At 63.4% G+C, this 25,962-nt stretch carries 32 protein-coding genes; 13 read left to right on the top strand and 19 right to left on the bottom strand.

The annotated features are described in order from the left end of the window. Nucleotides 1-7: 7 nt before the first annotated feature. From F1609_RS34990 to F1609_RS02450, 4 genes are read right to left on the bottom strand one after another with little or no spacing between them, the layout of a single operon-like run. Nucleotides 8-136 carry a hypothetical protein gene (locus F1609_RS34990; protein WP_267876760.1) on the bottom strand — a complete coding sequence of 43 codons (129 nt, stop codon included), beginning with the start codon at nucleotides 134-136 and terminating at the stop codon, nucleotides 8-10. Then, nucleotides 133-1,107: a quinone oxidoreductase family protein gene (locus F1609_RS02460; RefSeq protein WP_167074558.1), complete on the bottom strand. Its 975-nt coding sequence runs from the start codon at nucleotides 1,105-1,107 to the stop codon at nucleotides 133-135. The genes F1609_RS34990 and F1609_RS02460 overlap by 4 nt, the downstream gene beginning before the upstream one ends. After that, a complete protein-coding gene (locus F1609_RS02455; RefSeq protein WP_167074295.1) occupies nucleotides 1,107-1,532 on the bottom strand; it encodes a methylglyoxal synthase in 426 nt (141 codons plus the stop codon). Before F1609_RS02455 ends, F1609_RS02460 begins: the two co-directional genes overlap by 1 nt. A 44-nt stretch (nucleotides 1,533-1,576) precedes the next feature. Continuing rightward, nucleotides 1,577-2,497, bottom strand: a complete 921-nt coding sequence (locus F1609_RS02450; RefSeq protein ID WP_167074293.1) for a DMT family transporter — start codon at nucleotides 2,495-2,497, stop codon at nucleotides 1,577-1,579. Between the two features lie 270 nt (nucleotides 2,498-2,767). Here F1609_RS02450 and F1609_RS02445 point away from each other — a divergent pair, with 270 nt between their 5' ends. The 8 genes from F1609_RS02445 to rng all read left to right on the top strand — a co-directional run bounded on the left by F1609_RS02445 (nucleotide 2,768) and on the right by rng (nucleotide 9,844). After that, entirely contained in the window at nucleotides 2,768-3,493 is a 726-nt protein-coding gene (locus tag F1609_RS02445) for a YebC/PmpR family DNA-binding transcriptional regulator (RefSeq protein ID WP_167074291.1), read from the top strand. A gap of 6 nt (nucleotides 3,494-3,499) precedes the next feature. Beyond that, on the top strand, nucleotides 3,500-4,768 hold the full coding sequence (purD, locus tag F1609_RS02440) for a phosphoribosylamine--glycine ligase (RefSeq protein ID WP_167074289.1): 1,269 nt from the start codon (nucleotides 3,500-3,502) through the stop codon (nucleotides 4,766-4,768). 141 nt (nucleotides 4,769-4,909) lie between these two features. Beyond that, a complete protein-coding gene (gene hemF / locus F1609_RS02435) occupies nucleotides 4,910-5,821 on the top strand; it encodes an oxygen-dependent coproporphyrinogen oxidase (RefSeq protein WP_167074287.1) in 912 nt (303 codons plus the stop codon). After that, on the top strand, nucleotides 5,818-6,480 hold the full coding sequence (locus tag F1609_RS02430) for a nicotinate-nucleotide adenylyltransferase (protein WP_167074285.1): 663 nt from the start codon (nucleotides 5,818-5,820) through the stop codon (nucleotides 6,478-6,480). The genes hemF and F1609_RS02430 overlap by 4 nt, the downstream gene beginning before the upstream one ends. After that, nucleotides 6,480-7,184, top strand: a complete 705-nt coding sequence (gene rsfS / locus F1609_RS02425; RefSeq protein WP_167074283.1) for a ribosome silencing factor — start codon at nucleotides 6,480-6,482, stop codon at nucleotides 7,182-7,184. Before F1609_RS02430 ends, rsfS begins: the two co-directional genes overlap by 1 nt. A gap of 6 nt (nucleotides 7,185-7,190) precedes the next feature. Next, entirely contained in the window at nucleotides 7,191-7,661 is a 471-nt protein-coding gene (rlmH, locus tag F1609_RS02420) for a 23S rRNA (pseudouridine(1915)-N(3))-methyltransferase RlmH (protein ID WP_166873557.1), read from the top strand. Between the two features lie 22 nt (nucleotides 7,662-7,683). Beyond that, nucleotides 7,684-8,304: a Maf family protein gene (locus F1609_RS02415; protein WP_167074281.1), complete on the top strand. Its 621-nt coding sequence runs from the start codon at nucleotides 7,684-7,686 to the stop codon at nucleotides 8,302-8,304. A gap of 76 nt (nucleotides 8,305-8,380) precedes the next feature. After that, entirely contained in the window at nucleotides 8,381-9,844 is a 1,464-nt protein-coding gene (gene rng / locus F1609_RS02410) for a ribonuclease G (protein ID WP_166889867.1), read from the top strand. An 18-nt stretch (nucleotides 9,845-9,862) separates the two neighbouring features. On the opposite strand, the gene F1609_RS02405 is transcribed toward rng, so the two are convergent. From F1609_RS02405 to F1609_RS02390, 4 genes are all read right to left on the bottom strand, one after another. Further along, on the bottom strand, nucleotides 9,863-10,411 hold the full coding sequence (locus F1609_RS02405) for a hypothetical protein (RefSeq protein ID WP_229421567.1): 549 nt from the start codon (nucleotides 10,409-10,411) through the stop codon (nucleotides 9,863-9,865). 54 nt (nucleotides 10,412-10,465) lie between these two features. Next, the gene (locus F1609_RS02400) at nucleotides 10,466-10,840 is read right to left on the bottom strand and encodes a hypothetical protein (protein ID WP_167074279.1); all 375 of its coding nucleotides are present in this window, start codon (nucleotides 10,838-10,840) and stop codon (nucleotides 10,466-10,468) included. Nucleotides 10,841-10,910: 70 nt separating this feature from the next. Then, the gene (locus F1609_RS02395) at nucleotides 10,911-11,402 is read right to left on the bottom strand and encodes an Hcp family type VI secretion system effector (protein ID WP_167074277.1); all 492 of its coding nucleotides are present in this window, start codon (nucleotides 11,400-11,402) and stop codon (nucleotides 10,911-10,913) included. A 449-nt stretch (nucleotides 11,403-11,851) separates the two neighbouring features. Beyond that, nucleotides 11,852-12,343, bottom strand: coding sequence for an Hcp family type VI secretion system effector (locus F1609_RS02390; protein WP_167074275.1), 492 nt, complete (start codon nucleotides 12,341-12,343; stop codon nucleotides 11,852-11,854). Between the two features lie 317 nt (nucleotides 12,344-12,660). Between F1609_RS02390 and F1609_RS02385 the strand changes: the two genes are divergently transcribed. The 4 genes from F1609_RS02385 to F1609_RS02375 all read left to right on the top strand — a co-directional run bounded on the left by F1609_RS02385 (nucleotide 12,661) and on the right by F1609_RS02375 (nucleotide 14,666). Next, nucleotides 12,661-13,104 carry a hypothetical protein gene (locus F1609_RS02385; RefSeq protein WP_167074273.1) on the top strand — a complete coding sequence of 148 codons (444 nt, stop codon included), beginning with the start codon at nucleotides 12,661-12,663 and terminating at the stop codon, nucleotides 13,102-13,104. A gap of 136 nt (nucleotides 13,105-13,240) precedes the next feature. After that, on the top strand, nucleotides 13,241-13,687 hold the full coding sequence (locus F1609_RS35325) for a L,D-transpeptidase family protein (protein WP_370661587.1): 447 nt from the start codon (nucleotides 13,241-13,243) through the stop codon (nucleotides 13,685-13,687). Beyond that, a complete protein-coding gene (locus F1609_RS02380; protein ID WP_167074271.1) occupies nucleotides 13,680-14,129 on the top strand; it encodes a hypothetical protein in 450 nt (149 codons plus the stop codon). Before F1609_RS35325 ends, F1609_RS02380 begins: the two co-directional genes overlap by 8 nt. Nucleotides 14,130-14,231: 102 nt before the next feature. Next, nucleotides 14,232-14,666, top strand: coding sequence for a hypothetical protein (locus F1609_RS02375; protein ID WP_167074269.1), 435 nt, complete (start codon nucleotides 14,232-14,234; stop codon nucleotides 14,664-14,666). Nucleotides 14,667-14,770: 104 nt separating this feature from the next. Here F1609_RS02375 and F1609_RS02370 read toward each other — a convergent pair whose 3' ends face one another. Beyond that, on the bottom strand, nucleotides 14,771-15,262 hold the full coding sequence (locus tag F1609_RS02370; RefSeq protein ID WP_167074267.1) for an Hcp family type VI secretion system effector: 492 nt from the start codon (nucleotides 15,260-15,262) through the stop codon (nucleotides 14,771-14,773). Between the two features lie 279 nt (nucleotides 15,263-15,541). On the opposite strand from F1609_RS02370, the gene F1609_RS02365 reads away from it, so the two are divergent. Further along, entirely contained in the window at nucleotides 15,542-16,102 is a 561-nt protein-coding gene (locus F1609_RS02365) for a PEP-CTERM sorting domain-containing protein (RefSeq protein WP_167074265.1), read from the top strand. Nucleotides 16,103-16,125: 23 nt separating this feature from the next. On the opposite strand, the gene F1609_RS02360 is transcribed toward F1609_RS02365, so the two are convergent. The 10 genes from F1609_RS02360 to F1609_RS02315 form a co-directional block, all read right to left on the bottom strand. Then, on the bottom strand, nucleotides 16,126-16,671 hold the full coding sequence (locus F1609_RS02360; RefSeq protein ID WP_167074263.1) for a DUF2004 domain-containing protein: 546 nt from the start codon (nucleotides 16,669-16,671) through the stop codon (nucleotides 16,126-16,128). Between the two features lie 92 nt (nucleotides 16,672-16,763). After that, the gene (locus tag F1609_RS02355; protein ID WP_167074261.1) at nucleotides 16,764-17,090 is read right to left on the bottom strand and encodes a hypothetical protein; all 327 of its coding nucleotides are present in this window, start codon (nucleotides 17,088-17,090) and stop codon (nucleotides 16,764-16,766) included. Between the two features lie 7 nt (nucleotides 17,091-17,097). Further along, complete coding sequence (locus F1609_RS02350) at nucleotides 17,098-17,778, bottom strand: NAD(P)H-binding protein (protein WP_167074259.1); 681 nt, start codon at nucleotides 17,776-17,778, stop codon at nucleotides 17,098-17,100. Nucleotides 17,779-17,858: 80 nt separating this feature from the next. Next, nucleotides 17,859-18,413 carry a DUF2004 domain-containing protein gene (locus F1609_RS02345; RefSeq protein WP_167074257.1) on the bottom strand — a complete coding sequence of 185 codons (555 nt, stop codon included), beginning with the start codon at nucleotides 18,411-18,413 and terminating at the stop codon, nucleotides 17,859-17,861. Between the two features lie 17 nt (nucleotides 18,414-18,430). After that, nucleotides 18,431-19,240 (bottom strand): ABC transporter substrate-binding protein, encoded by an 810-nt coding sequence (locus tag F1609_RS02340; RefSeq protein WP_167074256.1) that lies wholly within the window; start codon nucleotides 19,238-19,240, stop codon nucleotides 18,431-18,433. Continuing rightward, complete coding sequence (locus F1609_RS02335; RefSeq protein WP_167074254.1) at nucleotides 19,237-19,887, bottom strand: ABC transporter ATP-binding protein; 651 nt, start codon at nucleotides 19,885-19,887, stop codon at nucleotides 19,237-19,239. Before F1609_RS02335 ends, F1609_RS02340 begins: the two co-directional genes overlap by 4 nt. Further along, nucleotides 19,884-20,591, bottom strand: a complete 708-nt coding sequence (locus F1609_RS02330; protein WP_167074252.1) for an ABC transporter permease — start codon at nucleotides 20,589-20,591, stop codon at nucleotides 19,884-19,886. Before F1609_RS02330 ends, F1609_RS02335 begins: the two co-directional genes overlap by 4 nt. Continuing rightward, nucleotides 20,591-21,412 (bottom strand): formate dehydrogenase accessory sulfurtransferase FdhD, encoded by an 822-nt coding sequence (locus tag F1609_RS02325; RefSeq protein WP_167074250.1) that lies wholly within the window; start codon nucleotides 21,410-21,412, stop codon nucleotides 20,591-20,593. The genes F1609_RS02330 and F1609_RS02325 overlap by 1 nt, the downstream gene beginning before the upstream one ends. Beyond that, on the bottom strand, nucleotides 21,409-24,240 hold the full coding sequence (fdhF, locus tag F1609_RS02320) for a formate dehydrogenase subunit alpha (protein WP_167074248.1): 2,832 nt from the start codon (nucleotides 24,238-24,240) through the stop codon (nucleotides 21,409-21,411). The genes F1609_RS02325 and fdhF overlap by 4 nt, the downstream gene beginning before the upstream one ends. Then, nucleotides 24,237-25,940 carry an NAD(P)H-dependent oxidoreductase subunit E gene (locus tag F1609_RS02315; protein WP_167074246.1) on the bottom strand — a complete coding sequence of 568 codons (1,704 nt, stop codon included), beginning with the start codon at nucleotides 25,938-25,940 and terminating at the stop codon, nucleotides 24,237-24,239. The genes fdhF and F1609_RS02315 overlap by 4 nt, the downstream gene beginning before the upstream one ends. Nucleotides 25,941-25,962: the final 22 nt, after the last annotated feature.

Below are 25,962 nucleotides of genomic sequence, written 5' to 3'. Positions count from 1 at the left end.
CGTTTTTTCATGGATGACCGAGCCAGGCCTCCGAGCCGAAGGTGATCCCCACGATCAGCAGCACCGCCAGAATCAGCCCGATCAACAGGCGCCCGAACTTGGGCGAGCCATCGTCGCCACCACCCTGCGCGCTCATGGCACCAGGATCGACGAACCGGTCGTCTTGCGCGCTTCAAGGTCGATATGCGCCTGCGCGGCGTCGGCCAGCTTGTAGGTCTGGTGGATATCGATCTTGACCTCGCCGCTGGCGACCACCGCGAACAGGTCGGCCGCCATGGCTTCGAGGTCGGCGCGCTTGGCGGCGTAGCTGAACAGGGTCGGACGGGTGATGAACAGCGAGCCGCGCGAGGACAGCTCGGCCAGCGAAAAATCGGGCACCGGTCCGGAGGCATTGCCGAAGCTGACCATCGTGCCGAGCGGGCGCAGGCAGTCGAGCGACTTGGTAAAGGTATCCTTGCCGATCGAGTCGTACACCACCGAGACCTTGTCGCCGTTGGTGATTTCCATCACGCGCGCCACAAAATCTTCGGTGTTGTAGTTGATAACGTGGCTGCAACCGGCGGCCTTGGCCAGCGCCGCTTTTTCGTCGGAACCGGCGGTGCCGATCATGTTCACGCCCAGCGCGCGCGCCCACTGCGAGGCGATCAGGCCCACGCCGCCGGCGGCCGCGTGGAACAAGATGGTGTCGCCGCGCTTGAGCGGCACGGTGCGGCGGAACAGGTACTGCACGGTCAGCCCCTGCAGCATCATGGCGGCGCCGGTCTCGAACGAGATCGCGTCCGGGAGACGCAGCAGCAGCGCCGACGGCATGTTGCGCACTTCGCTGTAAGACCCGTTCGGGCGGCCCGCGTAGGCCACGCGGTCGCCCACGGCCACTTCGGTCACGCCCTCGCCAATGGCTTCGACCACGCCCGCGCCTTCCATGCCCAGGCCAGCCGGCAGCGGCTGCGGATACAAGCCGGTGCGGAAGTACACGTCGATATAGTTGATGCCGCACGCGGCGTGGCGCACGCGCGCTTCGCCCGGTCCGGGTTCGCCCACGTCCACATCGACGTATTCCATGACCTCGGGGCCGCCGGTGCGGTTGATACGGATTGCTTTTGCCATCATGCTGGACTCCTGTCTGATTCTGGGATTGGTTGTGCGGCCGCGAGCCTGAGATGCGACAGCAGCAGGTGAGCGGTCGACAGATTGGTGGCGCAAGCCACATTGTGCACATCGCAGGCGCGCACCAGCGCGTTGATATCCGGTTCGTGCGGCTGCGGCGTCATCGGGTCGCGCAGGAACACCACCGCGTCGATCTGGCCCTCGACCAGCGCCGCGCCGATCTGCAGGTCGCCGCCAAAGGGGCCGGACTCCTTGCGTTCCACCGCCAGCCCCAGTTCCATGATCAGGCGCGCGCCGGTGGTGCCGGTCGCCATCAGCTGGCAGCCGCGCAGGAAATCGACGTACTCGCCGGCGAGCACGATCATGTCATCCTTCTTCTTGTCGTGCGCGATCAGGGCGATGCGGGGCATGGTCGGTGGGTTCATTCGGTCGCTTTCATGGGGTCGGGTGGGTCGGGTCGGGCTATTGGCTATTTTTTCTTCGACAGCATATAAATCCCCGCCAGTACCATCGCGGTGCCGCCCAGCTGCACGGCGGTGATCGGCTCGCCCAATACCAGCGCGCCGAGGAACAGGGTCGAGACGGGGCCGATCATGCCGGCCTGCGAGGCGGTGGAGGCGCCGATGCGCTGCACCGCGATCATGGTCATGAACACCGGCAGCACGGTGCAAAAAATCCCGTTGGCCAGCGAGTACCAGTACACCGCCGCCGGCTGCACCAGCATCGAGGCGGGCCGCAGCACGAAGAACTGGCCGATGCACACCGCGCTCGAGACGCACATCGCATACGCCACCAGGCGCAGGGAGCCGATGCGGCGCACCATCTCGCCCGACATCAAGAGGTACACCGCGTACGACACCGCCGAACCCAATACCAGCAGCGCGCCGATGCTTGTGCTGCCGGCGCCGCCGTGCAGGTCATGCACGAACACCAGCACGATGCCGCAGTACGACACGAGCAGCGCCAGCCACTCGATGCGGCTGATGTGGCGCTTGAGGAATACCGAGGTAATGAGCAGGACAAACGTCGGCGTGAGGAACAGGATCAGGCGTTCCAGCCCGACCGAGATGAATTGCAGGCCGAGGAAGTCGAGAAAACTGGAGAGGTAGTAGCCGACCACGCCCAGGAATACCAGGCGCCAGCGGTCGGCGACCGGCAGCGGCGCCTCGGTTCTCATCTTCCAGATGGCGACGGCGGCGAACACCGGCAGCGAGAACAGCATGCGGAACGCGAGCACGGTGACGGCGTCGATCTGGTAGCGGTACATCAGCTTGGCCAGCACCGCCTTGGTCGAGAACAGCACCGCGCCTGCGATGGCGAGGGCCAGGCCGGCCATCAGGGCCGGGCGCGGGATCGATTGGGCGAGGGCGGGCGTTGCGCTTTTGTTCATGCAGCGATTGTAGAACGAATCGCGCAAACTGGCTGGAGGCCGGCGGATTTCGGCAAGGCCGCTATGCTAAAATGTCGGCCACTGATGCTGAGGGCGTTGACTTAAAAGCGCCGTCGCCCCCGCGCAGGCGGGGGGTCCATAACACCTATGTTCACAGGTGCCATGGATTCCCGCCTGCGCGGGAAAGACGGCTTTAAGGTCAGTGACTGCTTTAAGCGGTTTAGGTCACGCCATTAGCCACTGATGCATACCGTCTAAGGAAATTTCGACATGGCTGGACACAGCAAATGGGCCAATATCAAGCACAAGAAGGCCGCTACCGACGCCAAGCGCGGCAAGATCTGGACCCGATTGATCAAAGAGATCACCGTTGGCGCGCGCATGGGCGGCCCCGACATCGCCACCAACCCGCGCCTGCGGCTGGCGGTGGACAAGGCGGCTGACGCCAATATGCCGAAAGAGAACGTCACGCGCGCCATCCAGCGCGGCTCGGGCGGGCTCGAAGGCGTGAACTACGAAGAGGTGCGCTACGAAGGCTACGGCATCGGCGGCGCGGCCATCATCGTCGACTGCATGACCGACAACCGCGTACGTACGGTGGCCGAAGTGCGCCACGCCTTCAATAAACACGGCGGCAACATGGGCACCGAGGGTTCGGTCGCGTTCATGTTCAAGCACTGCGGCCAGTTCCTGTTCGCGCCCGGCGTGGACGAAGACAAGTTGATGGAAGCGGCCCTGGAAGCCGGCGCCGAAGACGTGGTGGCCGACGAAGAAGGCGGCTTCGAAGTGCTGTGCGATCCGTTCAGCTTCGCGGCCGTGAAAGAAGCACTGGAAGCTGCCGGCTTCAAGGCCGAAGTGGCCGAGATCATCATGAAGCCGTCGACCGAAACCGTGATCGGCGGCGACGACGGCATCAAGATGCAAAAAAATCTCGACGCGCTCGAGAACCTCGACGATGTGCAGGAAGTCTATACCAACGTCCTGATCGAAGATTAAGCTCCTATGAAAATCCTGGTAGTCGGCTCTGGCGGCCGTGAACATGCACTGGCCTGGAAACTGGCCCAATCCGAACGTATCCAGATGGTCTACGTCGCCCCGGGCAATGGCGGCACGGCGCGCGACATCCGCCTCGTCAACGTCGAACTGTCGGACCCGGAGCAACTGGCCGAATTCGTCCAGCGCGAAGGCATCGCCCTGACCGTGGTCGGTCCCGAAACGCCGCTGGCGGCCGGCATCGTGAACCTGTTCCGCGGCCGCGGCCTGAAGATTTTCGGGCCCACCAAAGAAGCGGCGCAGCTGGAAAGCTCGAAAGACTTCGCCAAGGCGTTCATGCAGCGCCATGGCATTCCGACGGCGGCCTACCAGACGTTTTCGGACGTGGCGCAGGCGCACGCCTACATCGAAGCCAATGGCGCGCCGATCGTCATCAAGGCCGACGGCCTGGCTGCCGGCAAGGGTGTCGTGGTCGCCATGACGCTCGAGGAAGCGCACCAGGCGGTCGACGACATGCTGGCGGATAACCGCTTTGGCGACGCCGGCGCGCGCATCGTGATCGAAGAATTCTTGGCGGGCGAAGAAGCGAGTTTCATCGTCATGTGCGACGGCAAAAACATTTTGCCACTGGCGACCAGCCAGGATCACAAGCGCCTGAAAGACGCCGACGAAGGCCCGAACACGGGCGGCATGGGCGCGTATTCGCCGGCGCCGATCGTCACGCCGGCCATGCATGCACGGGTGATGCGCGAGATTATCAACCCGACCATCAACGGCATGGCCAAAGACGGCATCGTGTTCACCGGCTTTTTGTACGCGGGGCTGATGATCGACGACAAAGGCAATCCGAAGACTTTGGAGTTCAACTGCCGCATGGGCGACCCGGAGACGCAGCCGATCATGGCGCGCCTCAAGAGCGACCTGGTGACGGTGATGGAGCATGCGGTGAACGGCACGCTCGAGACGGTCGAACTGGATTGGGACCGGCGCACGGCGGTGGGCGTGGTGCTGGCAGCTTGCGGCTATCCGGACGATCCGCGCAAGGGCGATGTGATCGACGGCATTCCCGCCGAAACGCCGGAATGCGTGACCTTCCATGCGGGCACCCGCCAGGTGGATGGCAAGCTGGTGACCAGCGGTGGCCGCGTGCTGTGCGTGGTGGGCCTGGGCGACAGCGTCAAGATGGCGCAGAAGCAGGCTTACGAAACGGTCGACAAGATCCACTTCAACGGCGCGCAGTTCCGCCGCGATATCGGCTGGCGCGGGTTGAAGCACTAAGAATAGACCACGACCGCTTACATCGTCGTCCCCGCGAAGGCGGGGACGACGGTTTCAGGGGCTATATCATAAAACACCGGCACGGTGTACAATTCGTCCTCAATTTTTATTCCCGATTTTATTCTCCATTTCCGCTCCCCGATGTCATCCCCCTCCCCTGCGGCCGTCAAGGCCTGGCTACTCGACCTGCAAGCGCGCATCGTGCAAGCGCTCGAAGAAGCCGACGGCAAGCCCTTCCTGCGTGAAGAATGGCAGCGTCCCGAGGGCGGCGGCGGCATCTCGCGCCTGATCGAGGAAGGCAATGTACTGGAACGCGGCGGCGTCAATTTCTCGCACGTGATGGGTTCCAACCTGCCGCCATCGGCCGCCGCCTCGCGTCCCGAACTGGCCGGCCGCGCCTGGGAAGCGATGGGCGTGTCGCTGGTGGTCCACCCGCGCAACCCGTACGCGCCGACGGTCCACATGAACGTGCGCTTCTTCACCGCCACCGCGCCGGGCGAAGAACCCGTATGGTGGTTCGGCGGCGGCATGGACCTGACGCCCTACTACGGCGACGAAGGCGACACGCGCCACTTCCACCAGACCTGCCATGACGCCCTGGCGCCGTTCGGCAGCACCCTGCACGCGCGCTTCAAGCACTGGTGCGACGATTACTTTTACCTGAAACACCGCAAGGAGCCGCGCGGCGTGGGCGGGATTTTCTTCGACGACTTCAACGAAGCCGGGTTCGAGCTCTCGTACGCGATGACGCAAAGCGTGGGCGACTCCTTCGTCAAGGCTTACCTGCCGATCCTCATCGCCCGCAAGGACACGCCGTACGGCGAGCGCGAACGCGACTTCCAGGCCTACCGGCGCGGCCGCTATGTCGAATTTAACCTGGTGTGGGACCGCGGCACCCTGTTCGGCCTGCAGTCGGGCGGCCGCACCGAAGCGATCCTGATGTCGATGCCGCCGATCGTCAAGTGGCGCTACGACTGGCACCCGGAAGCCGGCAGCGCCGAAGCGAGGCTGTACAGCGACTTCCTGGTGCATCGCGACTGGCTCGCTACGTGACCTTGTGCGTCGCGCTGCTGGGAGGCAGTTTCGACCCGGTCCATAACGGTCATGTGGCGCTGGCCACCTTGTTTGCCACCCTGCTCGAACCGGACCAGCTGCGCATCCTGCCGGCCGGCAGCCCTTGGCAAAAGAGCGGCTTGCAGGCGCGCGACGCCGACCGCATCGCCATGCTGCGCCTGGCCTTCGCCGGCGCCGCTGAGAATATCGCGCAGGCGGTCACGCTCGACCTGCAGGAAATCGAACGCGGCACGCCGACCTACACCATCGACACCTTGCGCAGCGTACGCGCCGAACTCGGGCCGGATGCATCGATCGTTTTTTTAATGGGGTCCGACCAGTTGCAGCAGCTCGACAGCTGGCGCGAATGGCGGCAGCTGTTCGAACTGGCCCATATCGGCGTGGCTGCGCGCCCTGGATTTTCGATGGCCGATGCGGCATTGCCGGCGGCCGTCGCCGAAGAACTCACCATGCGCCGGGGCAGCCTGGCGCAATTGCGTAACACCCCGTCCGGCAGGGCTTACCTGGCCGAGACGCTGGACGTGGACATCTCCGCCACCCAGATTCGTGCGGCATTACAACGGGGCGAGAAGGCAAACTCGCTTATCTCCCCGGTAGTGCTAGACTATATTCAACAACATAATTTATACGAAATCTAATGGATATTAAAAAACTGCAGACCCTCGTCGTCGACGCCCTCGAAGATGTGAAGGGCCAGGACATTACCGTGTTCGATACCGTTCACCTGACCAGCCTCTTTGACCGCATCGCCGTCGTTTCCGGCACCTCCAACCGGCAGACCAAGGCGCTGGCCGCCTCCGTGCGCGACAAGGTCAAGGCAGCCGGCGGCGACGTGATCGGCATCGAAGGCGAAGACACCGGCGAATGGGTGCTGGTCGATCTGGGCGACATGATCGTCCACATCATGCAGCCGGCGATCCGCCAGTACTACCGCCTCGAAGAAATCTGGGGCGACAAGCCGGTCAAGCTGGGCGCGGCCAAGCGCAAGGGCACCGTGGAAGCGGCCGAAGCGGCCGAAGTCAAGCCGAAGTCGAAGCACCTCGCCTCGACCCAGGAAGCGCCTGAAGTCAAGCCGGTCAACGAACGCAAACCGGCCGCCAAAAAAGCCGCCGCCGCCAAGACCCCAGCCGCCGCCAAAAAAGCGCCAGCCAAAAAAGCCGCGTCGAAAGCCGTCGGCAAAGTGGTCAAGGTCGCCGCGACCAAGACCGAAGAAGCCGCCGTCAAGGCCCTCAAGGCACTGCCGCCGAAACGCGCCGCCGCCGTCAAGGCCCCGAAAGCTCCGGCCGACGCCGTGCCGGTCAAGAAAGTCATCAAGCGCGTCGCCAAAAAAGACGCAGAGTAAGCATCGATGCAGCTCATGATCGCTGCGGTCGGCCACAAGATGCCCGCCTGGATCGAGACCGGCTTTTCCGAGTACACGAAGCGCATGCCGCCTGAATTGCGCATCGTGCTCAAGGAAATCAAGCCGGTCGAACGTTCCGGCAGCAAGACGGCGGCTACCGCCATGGCGCTCGAACGCGAGCGCATCGAAGCGGTCCTGCCCAAGAACGCACGCATCATCGCGCTCGATGAACGCGGCAAGGACCTGACCAGCGTGGGCCTGTCCCAACAGCTGATGCAGTGGCAGCAGGACGGGCGCGACACCGTCTTCCTGATCGGCGGGGCCGACGGCCTCGATCCCGAACTCAAGGCGCGCGCCGAGGGGCTGATTCGTATTTCCAGTATGACGCTCCCGCACGGTATCGTGCGTGTTATGCTTGCCGAGCAGTTGTATAGGGCGTGGTCGATCACGCAGAATCACCCTTATCATCGCGTCTGACAAAAGGGAATGCGGGAATCCGATGAAACCGATCGACAGAAAAATCTACCTTGCCTCGAAAAGCCCGCGCCGGCGCGAATTGCTGCGCCAGATCGGCGTGGAATTCGAGCTGCTCACCTTGCGCAACGATACGCCGCGCGGGCCGGACGTGACCGAAGTGGTGCACCCGGGCGAAGCGGCCATCGACTACGTGGCACGCGTGGCCAACGAAAAAGCGGCCTTCGGCTGGAACATGGTGCAGCACCGCCGCCTGACCCTGCGTCCGGTGCTGGCGGCCGACACCACCGTGACCATCGATGGCGCCATCCTCGGCAAACCCGGCTCGCCCAACGAAGCGATGGAGATGCTCGAACGCCTGTCCGGCCGCACCCACCAGGTGATGACCGCGATCGCGGTCTATCATACCGACATGAAGCGCCAGCTCACGCAAGTGTCGCAGGTGCGCTTCGCCAAGCTGTCGGCGGCCTCGATCAAGGCCTACTGCTCCACCCCCGAACCGTACGACAAGGCCGGCGGCTACGGCCTGCAAGGCCTGGCCGCGCTGTTCGTCGAACATATCGAAGGCAGCCATTCGGGCATCGTCGGACTGCCGCTGTTCGAGACCGCGCAGCTGCTGCGCGAAGCGGGCATTCCGCTGGCCTGATGCGCCCTTGTGCGCGCGCCAGTGGCTCCCGCCGGCCTCGTCCCTATAACTATAATCTGCACGGCGGCCCTGAACCATGAACGAAGACATCCTGATCAACATCACTCCGCAGGAGACGCGCGTGGCGCTGATCCTGCAAGGCGCCGTGCAGGAACTGCACATCGAGCGCACCCTCACGCGCGGGCTGGCCGGTAACGTCTACTCGGGCAAGGTGGTGCGCGTGCTGCCGGGGATGCAGTCGGCCTTCATCGACATCGGCCTCGAACGCGCCGCCTTCCTGCACGTGGCCGACATCTGGGAAGCGCGCACCCACGAAGGCCCGAGCGTGGCGCCGACCCCGATCGAGAAGATCCTGTTCGACGGCCAGGTGCTGACGGTGCAGGTGATCAAGGACCCGATCGGGACCAAGGGCGCGCGCCTGTCGACCCAGATTTCGATCGCCGGGCGCATGCTGGTGTACCTGCCGCAGGACAGCCATATCGGCATCTCGCAAAAGATCGAAAAGGAGTCCGAGCGCGAACTGCTGCGCACGCGCCTTCACAGCCTGCTGCCGGCCGAGGAAAAAGGCGGCTACATCGTGCGCACCATGGCCGAGGAAGCGTCCGACAGCGACCTGGCGGCCGATGTGGACTACCTGCGCAAGACCTGGAGCGCGATCCTGCACGGCGCCAAGACGCGTCCCGCCACCAGCCTGCTGTACCAGGACCTGAGCCTGGCCCAGCGCGTGCTGCGCGACTTCGTACACGACGAAACGGCCACCATCCAGGTCGACTCGCGCGAGAACCACGCCATGCTGGTCGAATTCGCCAAGGCCTACACGCCGACGGTGCTCACGCGCTTGCAGCACTACACCGGCGAGCGTCCGCTGTTCGACCTGTACGGCGTGGAAGAAGAGATCCTGCGCGCGCTGGGGCGGCGCGTGGACCTCAAATCGGGCGGCTACCTGATCGTCGACCAGACCGAGGCCATGACCACGATCGACGTCAACACCGGGGGTTTTGTCGGCGGGCGCAATTTTGCCGACACCATTTTCAAGACCAACCTAGAAGCGGCGCATGCGATCGCGCGCCAGCTGCGCCTGCGTAACCTGGGCGGGATCATCATCCTCGACTTCATCGACATGGACAACAACGAGCACCGCCACGCGGTGCTGCAGGAGTTGAAGAAGACCTTGTCGCGCGACCGCACCAAGGTGTCGGTGTCGAATTTTTCGGCGCTGGGACTGGTGGAAATGACCAGGAAGCGCACGCGCGAGTCGCTCGCGCACATCCTGTGCGAGCCTTGCCCGGCCTGCGCCGGCAAGGGCCAGGTGAAAACCAGCCGCACCATCTGCTACGAGATCCTGCGCGAATTGATGCGCGAGGCGAAGCAGTTCAATCCGCGCGAATTCCGCATCCTGGCCTCGCAGGAAGTGGTCGACCTGTTCCTGGAAGAAGAGTCGCAGCACCTGGCGATGCTGGGGGACTTCATCGGCAAGCAGATTTCGCTGCAGGTCGAGACCGCGTATCACCAGGAACAGTACGACGTCATCCTGATGTAGCGGCACGGGCGGTTCATGCTAGCAGATTGAACCGCCGATACTTTTACCGGTGCGCAGGTCGAATCCGACATAGCAAGCGTAACCGGTGTCCGGATCATAGATGCACGACACGCCATCCTTGGTCCGCTCGCGATGGCCTGGGGCCGTCGTGCAGGTGTCCTTGTCATCCGGGTGCATCGAATCGAACATCTCTTTTGCCACCGTGCCTTCGACACGGATCGACACCTTGCGGTCCTTGCGGGTCGGCGCCTGCAGTTCTCCCAGCGAGCCGCTGTACATCAGATACTCGCCTTTGAGCGGCCTGTAATGGGCTTCCCACGGCTCTTTAGTCCCGGCGTGAGCGAATGAACACAGTCCGCTTGCAAACAAGAGCGCGATGAGAATATTCTTCATGCCGGCACGCTGATTACAGCCAACGGCCGCTCGACCAGGAACATCGGCGCTGGCGCCAGCCCGACAAAACCCCTGCTGTCTTGAATCGAAATTGGTGTTTTTGCCATCGTATTTTTCCTGCGTAAAGATATAAAAAAAGCGGCCAGCGGCCGCCCCTGCATCAGGCCACTTCACACCCCATGGCCTTTGTTTATCCGCGCAGCGTGGGCGGATCAAGGATCAAGCGCGCTAGCAGCTGGCGCCGCTGATGCTTTTACCGGTGCGCAGATCGAAACCGAAATTGCAGTTGTAGCCACTGTGCGGCTGGTATGTGCAGGTCACATTGCCCTTGCGCCGCTCGCGGTACCCCGCGGCATCGGTACATTTGCGCTTTTCATCGGGCTGCATCGCATCGAACATGCCCTTGGCAGCCGAGCCTTCAACGCTAAAAGCCACCTTGCTGTCATTCCGGCCCGGCGCTTTCTGTTCCTGCAGCGAACCGCCATAGATTTCATACTCGCCCTTGAACGGCTTGAATGTGCCTTCCCAAGGCGCTTTGTTGTCTGCATAAGCGTAAAAAGGCAAGGCAAGCGCCAGCGTCATCACGACAAAAATCTTCTTCATGACGCTACCTTGATTCCTTGGATTGTCTTGCGTAAAGATATAAAAAAGGCGGCCAGTGGCCGCCCCTGCATCAGACCACTTTATTGGCCGCTGCGTCCCAGCCGCCCGCGGTATTGCCGCCAGCGCCACCGGTAATTTTTTGCTGGACGTACTTCCACTTCACCTTCGAGAATTTGAGGGCGACGCTTTCGGTCATGACGCTGCCGGCACCGACGCTTGGCGCGACGTGACCGACCAGGACGTTTTCCAGTTCGATCTCGTAGTATTTGATGCGTTCGCCGGCGCCATCGGCGCGCCAGAATTCAAACTTCGCTTTTGCCAGCGTCTTACCCGAAGCGCAGTTTTGCGCGAGGATAGGCGAGGCCAGGTCGGCGATTTTGACAAAGCTAATTTCCGACAATTCGGCGCGCTCGGCGGTATGGCCGCCAGCGGTCGAGGAGGTAGCCGAACGTGGCTGCGATACAGCCCAGGCTACCGATTCACACTCGATCCAATCCTTGTGGCCAGAGTCGGCGGACTCGCCTTTGATGCCGTCGATTTGGAGATATACGTCAATTGCCATCGTAGCTTCCTTAAACAGGGGCGAAATTGCCTAACGCATTATAGCAAAAACATTAACGTTGGAATTATGTATTATTTTAATGTCAATTGTTAAATGCGCTACCGCGCGCTATCTCCCGCATGCAGGCGCAGCCAGCCGATGCGTGGCCAGTGCGATCGCGCTGATGGTGCGCGCTTTCCTGACGCCGGCCGCGCAGGCGAAAACATGCACCGCTGTCGCATCTCGATCAAACGTTAAATGGCAGCGACATGGAAAAAGTCCAGGCGCCGGCAACGTCATCGCGCCCGCCGGCCTTGAAAGGGTTGTGCAAGGAACTGAAAAAAGCGGCCAAAGCCGCCTTCTATTAAAAAACGCCTGAGGAGGATGAACTCTCCATCAGGCGTTTTGTTTGCATCCGGCGCCGCATGCCGCGCCGCTGCAGCGATTGGCGGCCAGAGGCCGCCGTTCGATCAGACGACCTTGTTGGCTGCCGCGTCCCAACCACCGGACGTATTGCCGCCAGCGCCACCGCCGATTTTTTGCTGGACGTACTTCCACTTCACCTTCGAGAATTTGAGGGCGACGCTTTCGGTCATGATGCTGCCAGCACCGACGCTTGGCGCGACGTGGCCGACCAGGACGTTTTCCAGTTCGATTTCGTAGTATTTGATGCGTTCGCCCGCGCCATCGGCACGCCAGAATTCAAACTTCGCTTTTGGCAGCGTCTTACCCGAAGCGCAGTTTTGCGCGAGCAAAGGCGAGGCCAGGTCGGCGATTTTGACAAAGCTAATTTCCGACAATTCGGCACGCTCGGCGGTGTGGCCACCAGCGGTCGAGGACGTAGCAGAACGTGGCTGCGATACAGCCCAGGCCACCGATTCACACTCGATCCAGTCCTTGTGACCGGAGTCGGCGGACTCGCCTTTGATGCCGTCTATTTGGAGGTATACGTCAATTGCCATAGTAGTTTCCTAGGTCAGGGCGAAATTGCCTTTAACTATTATAACAAAAGCACCAACGTTGAATTTATGCCTTACTATAAAATTAATTGTCAATGAGTGGGAATGCCGATAGCTGCGGCATGCACCAACCCTCCCCGCCATCCCATGGCGGCTGCCAATGCGGCCTCTCGCGGATGCCATCCTGGCGATTTACGCCCTGCCAAATGCTTTATATGCTAATCTGGTTAGATTGCAATTACAACAACATACTCAGGAATATAGAATGTCGATGCTGGTATTGAATGGCGCTACACACCCGCTTCATCTTGGCGATCACGATGAGCATCGTCATGCATAAGCACGCGCTGAGAATCGCCGCTGCGCTGCTGTCGTGCGCGTCCTTTGGTCCGGCCGCGCTGGCGAAAACATGCACCGGCAAGCAGGCCGATGCTGCCGAGGCGATGGTCGATCGCCTCGACACCTGGGAACAGTTCTACCATTTCCGCAAGCAATATGGTCACTGCGACGATGGCGGCCTGTCGGAACTCATTTCCGGTGCGGTGGCGATGCAGCTCGAAAATCGCTGGAGCACGCTGCCCGAACTGGCAAAATTCATCAAGCACGATCGCGCGCTCAAGGCCTTTGTGATCCGGCATGTGAACGGCACCCTCGACACCTCCGACACCAATCGAATCCAGTCACTGGCAACGTCATCCTGTCCGGCGAACTTGACGGGGCTGTGCGCCGACCTGAAAAAAGCCGCAGCGAACGCCTTCAAATAGCAACGCGCTTGAGCAAGGTGCCGCCGACTCAACTGCGTTGACAGAGGCAGAAAATCCCCGAAATCCGACGATTCTGCTCGCAACGTATGCCAATCTGCTATAATTGTAATTCAAACAACACTATTAATAGAAAACTATGTCCACTTTAGTATTTAATGGTTCGACCCACAAGATTCATCTTTACGATAACGATACGACGCTAATTGGATCTTGGGTGGCGTATAACAATGTTATACGCGCCGCGACGCTGACGCATATTCCCAACGGTAGATATATGTCGCAAGACAGGAGCTCGCCCAAGCACCACGTTCGGGATGCGAACGGTATGTATGGTTTGCATGGGATCGTCCGCTTCTTTGTGCCGGGCCACGAGGGGATCGGGGTGCATTCTGGCCGGCTTCATCACCCGACCAACCCAGGCCCGCGACATCCGACAAAGGGATGTATTCGCACAACAGACGAAGCAATGGCGGTGATCGTTGACCATATGCGCACCTCTCCAATCACGACGGTCCGAGTGGAACACAACTGTGGGACGCATTCACACAGCGCACGACGCCGCACCAGGCCTAGTCGTGCATAAGGCCGCATTGAAGATTGGCGCCGCCCTCATGTTATGCGCTTTCCTGAGCCCGGCCGCACATGCGAAAAAATGTACCACGGCGCAGGCCGACGCTGCGGAAACGATGGTCGATTATCTTGATAACTGGGATAAGATCGACCAGGCACGCAAGCAATTTGGTCATTGCGACGAAGGCAGCATTGGGGAAGGCTTTTCAGAAGCCGTGGCGCGCAGGTTGGTGGACAATTGGGACACACTTCCCATGCTGGCGAACCTGATCAAGAAGGACCGCGCGCTGAAACGGTTTGTGACGTGGCATTTGGACCCAACGTTAAATAGCAGCGACCTGGAAAAAATCCAGGTGCTGGCGACATCGTCGTGCCAGCCGGGGTTGAAAAAGCTGTGCGCCGAGTTGAAAAAAGCCGCCACGGCCGCTCTTAAGGAAGGACTGGAATTTTCTTGATGGCCGACTCCGCACACGAAAAAAGCGCTCAGCTGCGCTGCAAATCCACGCCATGCCCCGGCATGACTGCGGCGCACACAACACGCCGCAACAGGCCTCCACATGCATAAAACCGCCTTGAAAATCAGCGCCGCACTGCTGTTGTGCGCTTTCCTCAGTCCCGCCGCCCACGCGAAAAAACGATGCACCCGGGCGGACGCCGACGCCGCGCAGGCGGTGCTGGATCATCTCAGTAGCTGGGAAAAGATCGACCAGGGACACAGGCGATACGCCCAATGCGACGACGGCAGCATTTCCGACGGCTTTTCAGAAGCGATAGCGCGCCGGCTGGTCGACAATTGGGACACCCTGCCCACGCTGGCGGACCTGATCAAGAAGAATCGCGCCCTCAAGCCTTTTGTCATGATTCATTTGAATCAAACCTTGAATAGCGAGGACCTGGAAAAAATCCAGGTGCTGGCGACATCATCGTGCCGGCCCGAGTTGAAAACGCTGTGCGCCGATTTGAAACGCGCAGCCACGGAAGGGCTCCGCTAAAAAAAACGCTTGAGGAAGATAACTCTCCCTCAAGCGTTTTTGTTTGCGCCATGAGCCGCGTGTGCTCATGGTGCATCGCACGGCGGCCAGTGGCCGCCGTTTGATCAGACAACCTTGTTGAGCGCCGCGTCCCAACCACCGGACGTATTGCCGCCAGTGCCGCCACCGATTTTTTGTTGCGTGTATTTCCACTTCACTTTCGAGAATTTCAGTGCAACGCTTTCAGCCATGATGCTGCCAGCGCCGACGCTCGGAGCGATGTGACCAACCAGGACATTGTCCAGTTCGATCTCGTAGTATTTCACGCGCTCGCCCGTGCCATCGGCGCGGAAGAACTCGAACTTCGCTTTTGCCAGGGTTTTACCCGAAGCGCAGTGTTGCGCCAGCACTGGCGAAGCCAGGTCGGCGATTTTGACAAAGCTGATCTCGGAGAGTTCAGCGCGCTCGGCGGTGTGACCACCGGCGGTCGACGACGTAGCCGAACGTGGCTGCGAAATAGCCCATGCGACGGACTCGCACTCGATCCAGTCCTTGTGGGTGGAATCGGCGGACTCGCCTTTTACGCCTTCGATTTGGAGGTATACGTCAATTGCCATAATGATCTCTATATGTGCAGGGCGAAATTGCCTTTTACGATTATAGCAAAATTACCAACGTTAAAATTATGACTTATTCAATTCTTAATAGTTGACATTTCCGCGCCCAAGGTGTTCAAAATCCGCCTGAAAATTCGCCAAACTCGCTGTTATGTGTTGCGCATATGCTACTGAGCGCACGAGTCCGCCTGATACGATCCGCACACACGTGGCCTTCACGTGGCAGGCCCGGTGCGCTGTCGGCCCCGGGAATATGTTCAATCCTCAGCGGAGGTAGCCATGTTCTTCAAATTGATCGGCGCGGCGGCGCTTGCAAGTTGCGCCGCGCTAGCCCAGGCGGGCCCCATCGAGTTCCAGTTCAGCTATACGGGGTTTTACGACAAGGTGAGCAACCAGTTCGATCCGGCGGCTTTGATCGCAGGCAGCTTTATCGCCGATGACCATAACGGCGACGGCCTGTTTGCAAAGGAAGAACTGATTTCGTTCAAACACAATGGTTCGAACGATTACATCGGTTGCGGTGTCGGCGACCAGTATTTCTGGAAATGCAGCATCGAGCGCTTCGGCTACCGGATCGGCGGGCCGCTCAAGTTCTCCACCACCTGGTCGATCTCGGATGTGTCCTATCTGGTCACCAGCTCCACCATCACGGGCGAAGAATACGTCTACACCTACCGCAGCGCCAACGGGGTCGACAGCCGCGGCTTGATCTGGACCGACCAGACCGTGTTTGCGATCAAGGCGCTCAATGCGGTGCCGGAACCGCTGTCGCTGGCGCTGATGGCGATCGGCGCGGCCGGCCTGGGCGCGGCGCGCTGGCGGCGCCAGCGCGCTGCCTGAGCCGCCGCGCGGCCCCGGCCGCGTCAGCTTTCGACGTCGACGCCCTGGATCGTGCCGTCTTCAGCAAACTTGACCGCGACCACGTAGTTGGTCAGGTCTTCGCCGAAGGTGAAGTCGAACATCGCGAACGAGGCATCCGAGTCGTCCGGCATCGGATGCAGGCCCACATGGCTCAGGTGCAGGGTGGCCAGCATGCGCTCCTCGACCGGCAGCGCGGCGTCGGTGCCGTCGATCAGTGCTGCCAGTTCCTCGGGCGAGAACTCTTCCAGGTGATGGTCGACATACGTTTCCCGGACCACGCCGCCGGCATGGAAGTCGGCCACGCAGGCGGCATGCGCGCGCGCGATCTTGCTGTCGAGCTGCTCCATGAAACCCGCGACGCGGTCGAGCACGGCTGGATCGAGGTCCTTGACCGCCGAGAACTCGGTAATGCCATCCTCGCCGGGGAATGCGTTGAAGAAAGCGAGCGAGAGGTCGATTTCGCGTCCATCGACCAGATACGTCGCTTCGTTGTATTCCTCGGGCAACGCCAGGTTGATGGCGCCGAAGTGGGGGATGATTTTTTCCATGATGTTTCTCAATTGACCAGAACTTGCTATTTTATCAGCCGGATGCAATCGCGCCGGAAAGCCAGGCGCCGCCGCCAGCGTGCGCCAGGCCCTCAGGCCTGCCACACGCCGTAGCCGGCCTCGCGCAACCCGATGCCCAGTTCGACTTCCATGTCGGCCGCCCCCGCATACGGCATCGGGTTGTACACCGCGTACAGGTCCGGCAGCAGGCGCAGGCCGTACTTCTGCACGAACTTGTTGGCCTGGATGCCGGCCTTGTGCTTGTCGAAGCGCAGGTCGATGCTCAATCCCGTCATGCCCACGTACACGCACGGTTTGCCGGTGACGTAATCCGGGTTGGACTTCTTGAAGCGCGGCTCGTACAGCACATCTTTTGAGAGCTCGATCACATACACACTGTGGTGGTAACGCCGGCCCATCGGTGGCTTACGGCCGCGTGGCGTTGCGGCCCAGCGGTCCGATGTCGGCGCTGTCAAGCACGCGCTTGCGCGCACCGCTGCGCACCACCGCCAGCATGGCCTGCCCCATCTGGCGCGTGGTCAGCACGTGCTTCGGCATGGCGGCGCGCAGCAGCGGCAGCACGGGCTTCATCAGCGCATAGAAAATGCGGTAGGCGGGGGTCCTGGACTTGATGCCGTCGAGCGGCTCGATCATCCCGGGGCGGAAGATATACACGCCGCGAAACGGCAGCGCCAGCAGCGCGTTCTCGGTCTTGCCGCGCACCCGCTCCCACATGGTGGCGCTGGTTTCACTGCTGTCGGCGCCGGCGCCCGACACATACACGAACACCATGCGCGGATAGTTCGCCACCAGCGCATTGGCCGCCGCCAGGGTCATGTCGTGCGTCACGCGCGTGTAGTCCGCCTCGCTCATGCGCGATGACGTCACGCCGATGCAAAAGAAGCAGGCGTCGATGTCGCCCAGCTGCGTGGCGACGGCGGCGTAGTTGAACAGATCGGCGTGCACCAGGTCGCGCAGTTTGGGATGGCGCTGCCCGCTCGGGGCGCGGCCGATGGCGATCACCTGCTCCACATCGGCGGCCTGCAGGCATTCGCGCAGCACGCCCTGCCCGACCATGCCGGTGGCGCCAAACAGCAGAACTCTCACGTCGTCTTCCCCTTTGCAGCGCAGCGGCGCATCAGGGCGATATGATAGGCCTTATCGCCAGCGCGCGCAGGCTGTTGCACTCAGTGCTCGATACGCAGCGCGCGCACGCTGCCGTCGTCGTTCAGCTGGACCGCGATCACGGACGTGGTGTAATAATCGTCGAGGCCGAAGCGGAACACGGCGAACGACAGATCCGGTGTATCGGGAAGCGGATGCAGGCTGATGTGGTTCACTTGCACCATCGACAGCAGGCGCTCATCGAGCGGCAGTGCCTGGTCGGCGCGCTCCAGGCGATACTCGAACAGGTCGGGCTGCGTCAGCAGAAAATGCTCGATATACTGCTTCCTCACCACCCCGCCGTCATGGAAATCGGCGATCAACGCGGCGCGGCTGCGTTCGATATGGCTGTCGATCTCCTCCAGGAAGTGCGCGACGCGGTCGAGCAGCGCAGGGTCGAGGTCGCGCACCGGGAGCCGCATGCAGGCGCCGTCCTGTCCAGGCGCCGTTGTGTACAGCGCCAGCGACAAGTCCATCTCTTCCCAGCGCCCGCCGGACTCCAGGTCGTAGTCTGCCTCGTAATACCGGTAAGGCGCCGCCAGGTCGATGGCGCCGAAGTGCGGGATGATTTTTTCCATGTGAGTCTCGCTTTACATCATCGCGCCGGCAGCGCCGACGGAAAAAACAGTTGCTGCCCGTGCGGGCGGAAGGCGGCGATGCGGGCCTGCCCTTCGCTGGAGGTGATCCAGTCGATCAGCTGGCGCGCAGCGCGCTCGTTGATCCCCGGATGGCGCGCCGGATTGACCGCGATGATACCGTACGGGTTGAACATCCTCGGGTCGCCTTGTACAACGATCGCCAGCGCTGCCTTGTCCTTGACCGTGGCCCAGGTGGCGCGGTCGGTCAGGGTGCAGGCTTGCAGCTCGGCCGCCATGGCCAGCACCTGCGCCATGCCCAGCCCGGCCGACACATAGCGCGGCGCTGGCGGGCGCACGCCGGCCATGTTCCAATAGCTCTGTTCCATCTGGTCGGTGCCGGAATTGTCGCCGCGCGAAACAAAGCGCACCTCGCTCGCGGCCAGCTTGCGCAAGGCGGCGACGATATCGGACCCGCCCTTGATGCCGGCCTTGTCGGACGGCGGGCACACCAGCACGAAGTCGTTGTACATCACATCGCGCCGGTTGACCCCATGGCCCTCGGCCACGAAGCGGTCCTCGGCGGCGCGCGCATGCACCAGGGTGACGTCGACATCGCCATTTTTCGCCAGTTCCAGCGCCTTGCCGCTGCCCACGGCAAGCACCTGCACCCTGGTGCCGGTCTTCGCCTCGAACAGCGGCAGCAGCCAGGCCAGCAAACCCGAATTATCGGTGCTGGTGGTGGTGGACAGGCGCAGCGGCGGGTCACCCGCCAGGGCCAGTGGGCAGGCGATGCACAGCCACAGGGCGAATCCGGTTTGCTTGATCATTTGGTTTCGATCCTTCCATCACGAAGTTTAAGGCGCTGCACGCCGGGCAGGCCAATCAGGTCACGATCGTGGCAGGCCATCACCACCGTGCCGCCGGCGGCGCTCAAGGCCGGAATGAGCGATATGACCTGTTCGCGCGCGGCGCCATCAAGGTTGGCGCTCGGTTCGTCGAGCAGCAGCAGGGAAGGCCGCAGCACCCAGGCGCGCGCCAGCGCCACGCGCTGCACCTCGCCGCCCGACAGGCGGGCCGGATCGCTGCCCTGCAGATGCCCGACCCCCGCCCATGCCATGGCCTGCGCCACCGCCTGCGCCGCCTGCGCACGGGGCACGCCGCGCGCGCGCAGGCCGTAGCCGATGTTGTCCGCCACGCTGGTCGAAAACAGTACCGGATGCTGGTGCACGTACACGATCGCCGCGCGCAGCGCCGGCGGATAGGGCGACCATGGCGTGGCCTGCCCTTGCCAGGTCACGCCGGACGCGTCGCCCGCTTCCAGTCCGGCCAGCACGCGCAGCAGGGTACTCTTGCCGGCGCCGTTGATCCCGGTGAGCACATAGGCGCGGCCGGCGTCGAGCGCAAAGGCGTCGAGGTCGAACAGCACGCGCGCGCCATGCGCCTTGCGCAGCCGGTCGATGCGCAGCAGCGTCATTGGACGGCTCCGGCGGCGCGCGTGTCGCCCTGCAGCAGCATCAGCGCGCCGTTCATGAGCAGCGCCAGCGCCACCAGCACCATGCCGAGCGCGATGCCCTGCGCGAACTCGCCCTTGCTCGTTTCGAGCGCGATGGCGGTGGTGATGGTGCGCGTCTCCCCGGCGATATTCCCGCCCACCATGAGCGCGCAGCCGACTTCCGAAATCACGCGCCCGAAGCCGCTGATCAGCGCCGCCACCACGCCAAAGCGCACTTCGCGCAGTACCGTCAACATGGTGCGCCAGCGCGACGCGCCCAGGGCGAAGGCGGTTTCGGCGTAGCGCGGATCGAGCGCCTGCACCGCCGCCAGGGTAAAGGCCACCAGCACCGGCGTGGCGATGACGCACTGTCCGAGCACGATGCCCGGCTGCGAAAACAGCCAGTGCAGCGAACCCCATGGTCCGTGGCGCGACAGCAGCAGATACAGCAGCAGGCCAATCAAGACCGTCGGCAGCGACAGGCTGGCCTGCACCAGCCAGATTGCGATGCGGCGGCCGGGAAAGCGGTAGCTGGCAATCGCATACCCGAGCAGCACCGCCGGCGCGCTCGCCAGCAGCAGGCCAAGCACGCTGGTCTTGAGCGACACCCACACGATGCCCCACAGCGCGGCGTCGCCCGACAGCAGCAGCGCAAAGGCGGAGCGCGTGGCGTCAAGCAGCGGCATCAGGGCGCGAGCGGCTCGAAGTCGAGGCGGTCATGGCCGGTCAGCAACAAAAAGTGCTTGCCGCTGCAGCGCGCCAGCAGCGCCATGCCGATCTTGTCGGCCACCATGTGGCCCATCTGGGTGGTGCCGGAGCGCGACAGCAGGAACGGAATGCCCATCTGCGCGCCCTTGATCACCATCTCGGAGGTCAGGCGGCCGGTCGTGTAGAACACCTTGTCGCCGCCGGCCACGCCATCGAGCCACATGCGCCCGGCAATCGCGTCGACCGCGTTGTGGCGGCCCACGTCTTCCACGAAATACAGCAGCTCGCCCGCGTTGGAAAACAGCGCGCAGCCATGCACCGAGCCGGCCTGCTTGTAAATCGATTGCTGCGTGCGGATGATGTCGACGATGCGGTACACGGTCGATTGCGCCAGGCGCGCGCCGGGAGGCAGCACGATCTTGTCGATATCGTCCATCAGGGCACCGAACACCGAGCCCTGGCCGCAGCCGGTGGTGACCACCTTCCTGGAGGTGCGCGCCTCCACATCGGCAATGCCGGCGCGCGTGAGCACGGCCACCGCGTCGACCGACCAGTCGACCTGCACCGAGACGATGTCGGTAACCGACGTCACCAGGCGCTGGTTGCGCAGGTAGCCGAGCGTGAGCGCTTCGGGGGCGCCGCCGAGGGTCATCAGGGTCACCAGTTCGCGCTTGTCCACATACACCGTGAGCGGCCGCTCGGCGGGAATGGCGATGGTCGAGCGGCGTGCGCGTTCGTCGAGCACCTCCACCTCGTGGGTGAGCGCGGCGCGGGCGTCGCTCAGTTGCGGCATTATCATGGAAGCGCTGCCTTGGCAAGCACGCCTGCCAGCACCTGGCCGCCGCCGAAGCTGCCCTGCGGCTGCACCGCGCCGCCCAGCGCCACCCGGATGGCGCAGTATTTGAATTCGGGGATTTTCCCGAACGGGTCGAGCGCGGCGTTGGTGAGGCGGTTGATGGCCGCTTCGTAATAACAGAAGGGCACGAAGATCGCGCCGCGCGGCGAACTGTCGTCGGCGCGCGCGTACAGCGCCACTTCGCCACGGCGCGAAGCGATGGTGATCACATCGCCCGGCTGGCCGCCCAGCGCCGCCAGGTCGAGCGGATGCACCAGCGCCACCGGATCGGGCTCGATCGCGTCCAGAACCGCCGTGCGGCGCGTCATGCTGCCGGTATGCCAGTGTTCGAGCTGGCGCCCGGTGATGAGCACCATCGGATACGCGCTATCCGGGCGCTCGTCGGCCGGGATGATATCGGCCGGCACAAAGCGCGCGCGCCCGGACTCGCGCGGGAACTGCTCGGTGAACACCACCGGCTGGCCCGGATCGCCCTCCTTCGTGCACGGATAGGTGACGGCGTGCTCGCGTTCCAGCCTGTCCCAGGTGATGCCGCCGATGCTCGGCATGATGCGGCGCATCTCGTCGAACACTTCCGACACGTGCCCATACTGCCAGTCCAGGCCCAGGCGCTGCGCCATCTGCTGGATAATCCAGAGGTCCTGCCTGGCCTGGCCGGGCGGGTCGATGGCCTGGCGGCCGATCTGCACCAGGCGGTCGGTGTTGGTGAAGCTGCCGGTCTTTTCCGGAAACGCGCTGGCCGGCAAAATCACGTCGGCCAGGTAGGCGGTCTCGGTCAGGAAAATATCCTGCACCACCAGATGGTCGAGCGCGGCCAGCGACGCGCGCGCGTGGTTGGCGTCGGGGTCGGACATGGCCGGGTTTTCGCCCATGATGTACATGCCGCGAATTTCGCCGCGCGGAATCGCATGCATGATTTCGACCACCGTCAGGCCGGGCCGGGAGTCGAGCGGCATGCCCCAGGCCTGCTCGAATTTGGCCAGCGCCTGCGGATTGTCGACCCGCTGGTAGTCGGGGAACATCATCGGGATCAGGCCCGCGTCGGACGCGCCCTGCACATTGTTCTGGCCGCGCAGCGGATGCAGGCCGGTGCCGGGGCGGCCGATCTGGCCGGTCATCAGCGCCAGCGCGATCAGGCAGCGCGCATTGTCGGTGCCGTGGATGTGCTGCGAAATGCCCATGCCCCACAGGATCATCGACGCTTTCGACGTGGCGTACAGGCGCGCCACATAGCGGATGGTGTCGGCGTCGACGCCGCAGATGGGCGCCATCAGCTCCGGGCTGTAGCCGGCCACGTTCTGTTCCAGCTCCGCGTAGCCGATGGTGCGGCTGGCGATGAAGTCCTTATCGACCAGCCCTTCGGCCACGATGGTGTGCATCATCGCGTTGAGCAGGGCCACGTCGGTATCGGGCTTGAACTGCAGATAGCGGTGCGCGCTGCGGGCGAGGTCCGAGCGGCGCGGATCGCACACCACCAGCCTGGTGCCGTTCCTGATCGCGTTCTTGATCCAGGTGGCCGCCACCGGATGGTTGACGGTCGGGTTGGCGCCGATGACGATCACCACCTCGGCCAGGGTCACGTCCATCACCGGGTTCGACACCGCGCCCGAGCCGATTCCTTCCAGCAGCGCCGCCACCGACGATGCGTGGCACAGGCGCGTGCAGTGGTCGACGTTGTTGCTGCCGAAGCCTGTGCGCACCAGCTTCTGGAACAGGTAGGCTTCTTCGTTGCTGCCCTTGGCCGAGCCGAAGCCGGCCAGCGCGCGCTTGCCGTGGGTGTCGCGGATGCGCGCCAGCGCGCCGCCGGCGGCGTCGAGCGCCTCTTCCCAGGTCGCTTCGCGGAACACGTCGAGCACGCGCGCCGGGTCCATGGAAAATTCGCCGCTCTTGGGCGCGTCAAGGCGGCGGATCAGCGGCACCGTCAGGCGCTGCGGATGGTGCGCGTAATCGAAGCCGTAGCGGCCCTTGACGCACAGGCGTTCGCGGTTGGCCGGGCCATCGCGCCCCTCGACGAAGACGATCTTGTTGTCTTTGATGTTATAGGTCAGCTGGCAGCCCACGCCGCAGTACGGGCAGACCGAATCGACCTGCTTGTCCGGCACGGCCAGGGCGGCGTCGCGCGCCGGGGTCAAGGCGCCGGTCGGGCAGGCCTGCACGCATTCGCCGCAGCCGACGCAGGTGGAGTCTCCCATCGCATCGTCCATGTCAAAGACGATTTTTGCGTGGTCGCCGCGCCAGGCCAGGCCAATCACGTCGTTGACCTGCTCGTCGCGGCAGGCGCGCACGCAGCGCGTGCACTGTATGCAGGCGTCCAGATTGACGGTGATGGCCGCGTGGGAAGCGTCGCGCGCCGGCTGGCTGCGCGCGGCGAAGCGCGGCTGGCCGAGGGCCAGCTTGCGGGCCCAGAAATCGACTTCGTTGTGGCGCGTGTAGGCGCGTTCGGGCATGTCGGACTGCAGCAGTTCGAGCACCATTTTTTGCGCCGCCACGGCGCGCGCGCTGTTGGTGGCGACCTTCATGCCGGCGGCCGGATGGCGGCAGCACGATGGCGCCAGCACGCGCTCGCCGTCGATCTCCACCATGCACGCGCGGCAGTTGCCGGCCGTGTCCATACCCGGCTTGTAGCACAGGCGCGCAATCTCGATGCCTTCGCGCGCGGCCACCTCGATCAGGGTTTCGTGGGAAAAGGCGGTTACCTTCCGGCCGTTGATTTCCAGCTCCACCGGGGTGCCCCGCAAGGCGGCTTGCTTGCTCCTGCTGATCGCATTCATGGCTTGCCCAATTCATGAGAAAAGTACTTGACGACGCAATCGACCGGATTGGGCGCGGCTTGCCCGAGGCCGCAGATGGAGGCGTCGCGCATCACCTGCGACAGCTCGGCCAGCAGCGGCGTGTCCCATGCCGCTTGCTCGATCAGCGCCAGCGCCTTGGCGGTGCCGACCCGGCACGGCGTGCACTGGCCGCACGATTCGTCCTTGAAGAAGCGCAGCGTGTTGCGCGCCGCCGCCACCGCCGAATCCTGGTCCGACAGCACCACCACGGCGGCCGAACCGATGAAGCAGCCGTATGGCTGCAAGGTGTCGAAGTCGAGCGGGATGGCGTTCAACGCGGCCGGCAGGATGCCGCCCGATGCGCCGCCCGGCAGGTAGCCATAGAACTGGTGGCCGGGCGCCATGCCGCCGCAGTATTCGTCGATCAGTTCCTGCACCGTGATCCCGGCGGGCGCCAGCTTGACGCCCGGCTCGCGCACCCGGCCCGAGACCGAAAACGAGCGCAGACCCTTGCGGCCGTGCCGTCCCTGGCTGCTGAACCAGCCGGCGCCATGTTCAAAGATGGCGCGCACCCAGTGCAGGGTTTCGAAGTTGTGCTGCAGGGTCGGCAGTCCGAACAGGCCGGCCTGGGCCACGTAAGGAGGACGCAGGCGCGGCATGCCGCGTTTGCCCTCGATCGATTCGATCATCGCCGATTCTTCGCCGCAGATGTAGGCGCCGGCGCCACGGCGCAGGATCAGTTCCGGCATGGGCGACAACGGCGGGTCGGCGCGCAGGCGCGCCAGCTCGGTCTGCAGCATGGCGCGGCAGCCGTGGTATTCGTCGCGCAGGTAGATATAGATGGTCTCCACGCCGGCCACCCAGGCCGCCACCAGCGCGCCTTCGAGGAAGCGGTGCGGATCGCGTTCGAGATAGTAGCGGTCCTTGAAGGTACCCGGCTCGCCCTCGTCGATATTGATCGCCATCAGGCGCGGGCCGGCTTCGTTGCGCACGATGCGCCATTTTCGCCCGGTCGGAAAACCGGCGCCGCCAAGGCCGCGCAGGCTCGATTCCTCCATCGTGGAGATCAGCGTATCGGCATCGCGCCCGCCGTCGTGGCACGCGCGCGCCAGCACGTACCCACCGGCGGCGCGGTAGCTGTCGTAGTCGATGTAGCCGCTCGGCGCATGGGTAGTGTGGCCCAGGCTCACCGCGGCGGCCACCGACTCGCAGCTGGCGTGGGCGAGCGGATGCTGGCCGACCACGGCGGCTGGCGCCTGTTCGCAGCGGCCGATGCAGGGCGCGGCGAGTACGCGCACGTCTGCGCCCAGGATGGCGGGCAGGCGCTCGAGCAGCTCGCGCGCGCCGGCCATCTCGCACGACAGGCCGTCGCAGACGCGCACCGTCAATGGGGGCGGCGCGCTGGCGCCTTCGCGGACCACGTCGAAGTGATGATAGAAGGTCGCGACTTCATAGACCTCGGCCTGGGCCAGCTTCATTTCCTGCGCCAGCGCGGCCAGGTGGGCGTGCGACAGGCAGCCGAAGGCATCCTGGATGTGATGCAGGTGCTCGATGAGCAGGTCGCGCTGGCGCGACTGCGCGCCGAGGAGGCGCTGCACTTCCAGCAGGGCCTGCGGGTCGACGCGCCGGCCCTTGGGCGCCTGGCGCTTGCGCTGGCGGCTGCTGGCCTGGGCCACGATCGGAATGACGGGATGGTTCATGGATAAATCCTGAAAGTAACCC

The sequence above is a fragment of the Massilia aquatica genome, from assembly GCF_011682045.1.
GTDB classification, from domain to species: Bacteria; Pseudomonadota; Gammaproteobacteria; order Burkholderiales; family Burkholderiaceae_D; genus Telluria_A; species Telluria_A aquatica.
Note: the sequence above shows the minus strand (reverse complement) of the source record. Positions and strands in the feature narration are given on the sequence as shown.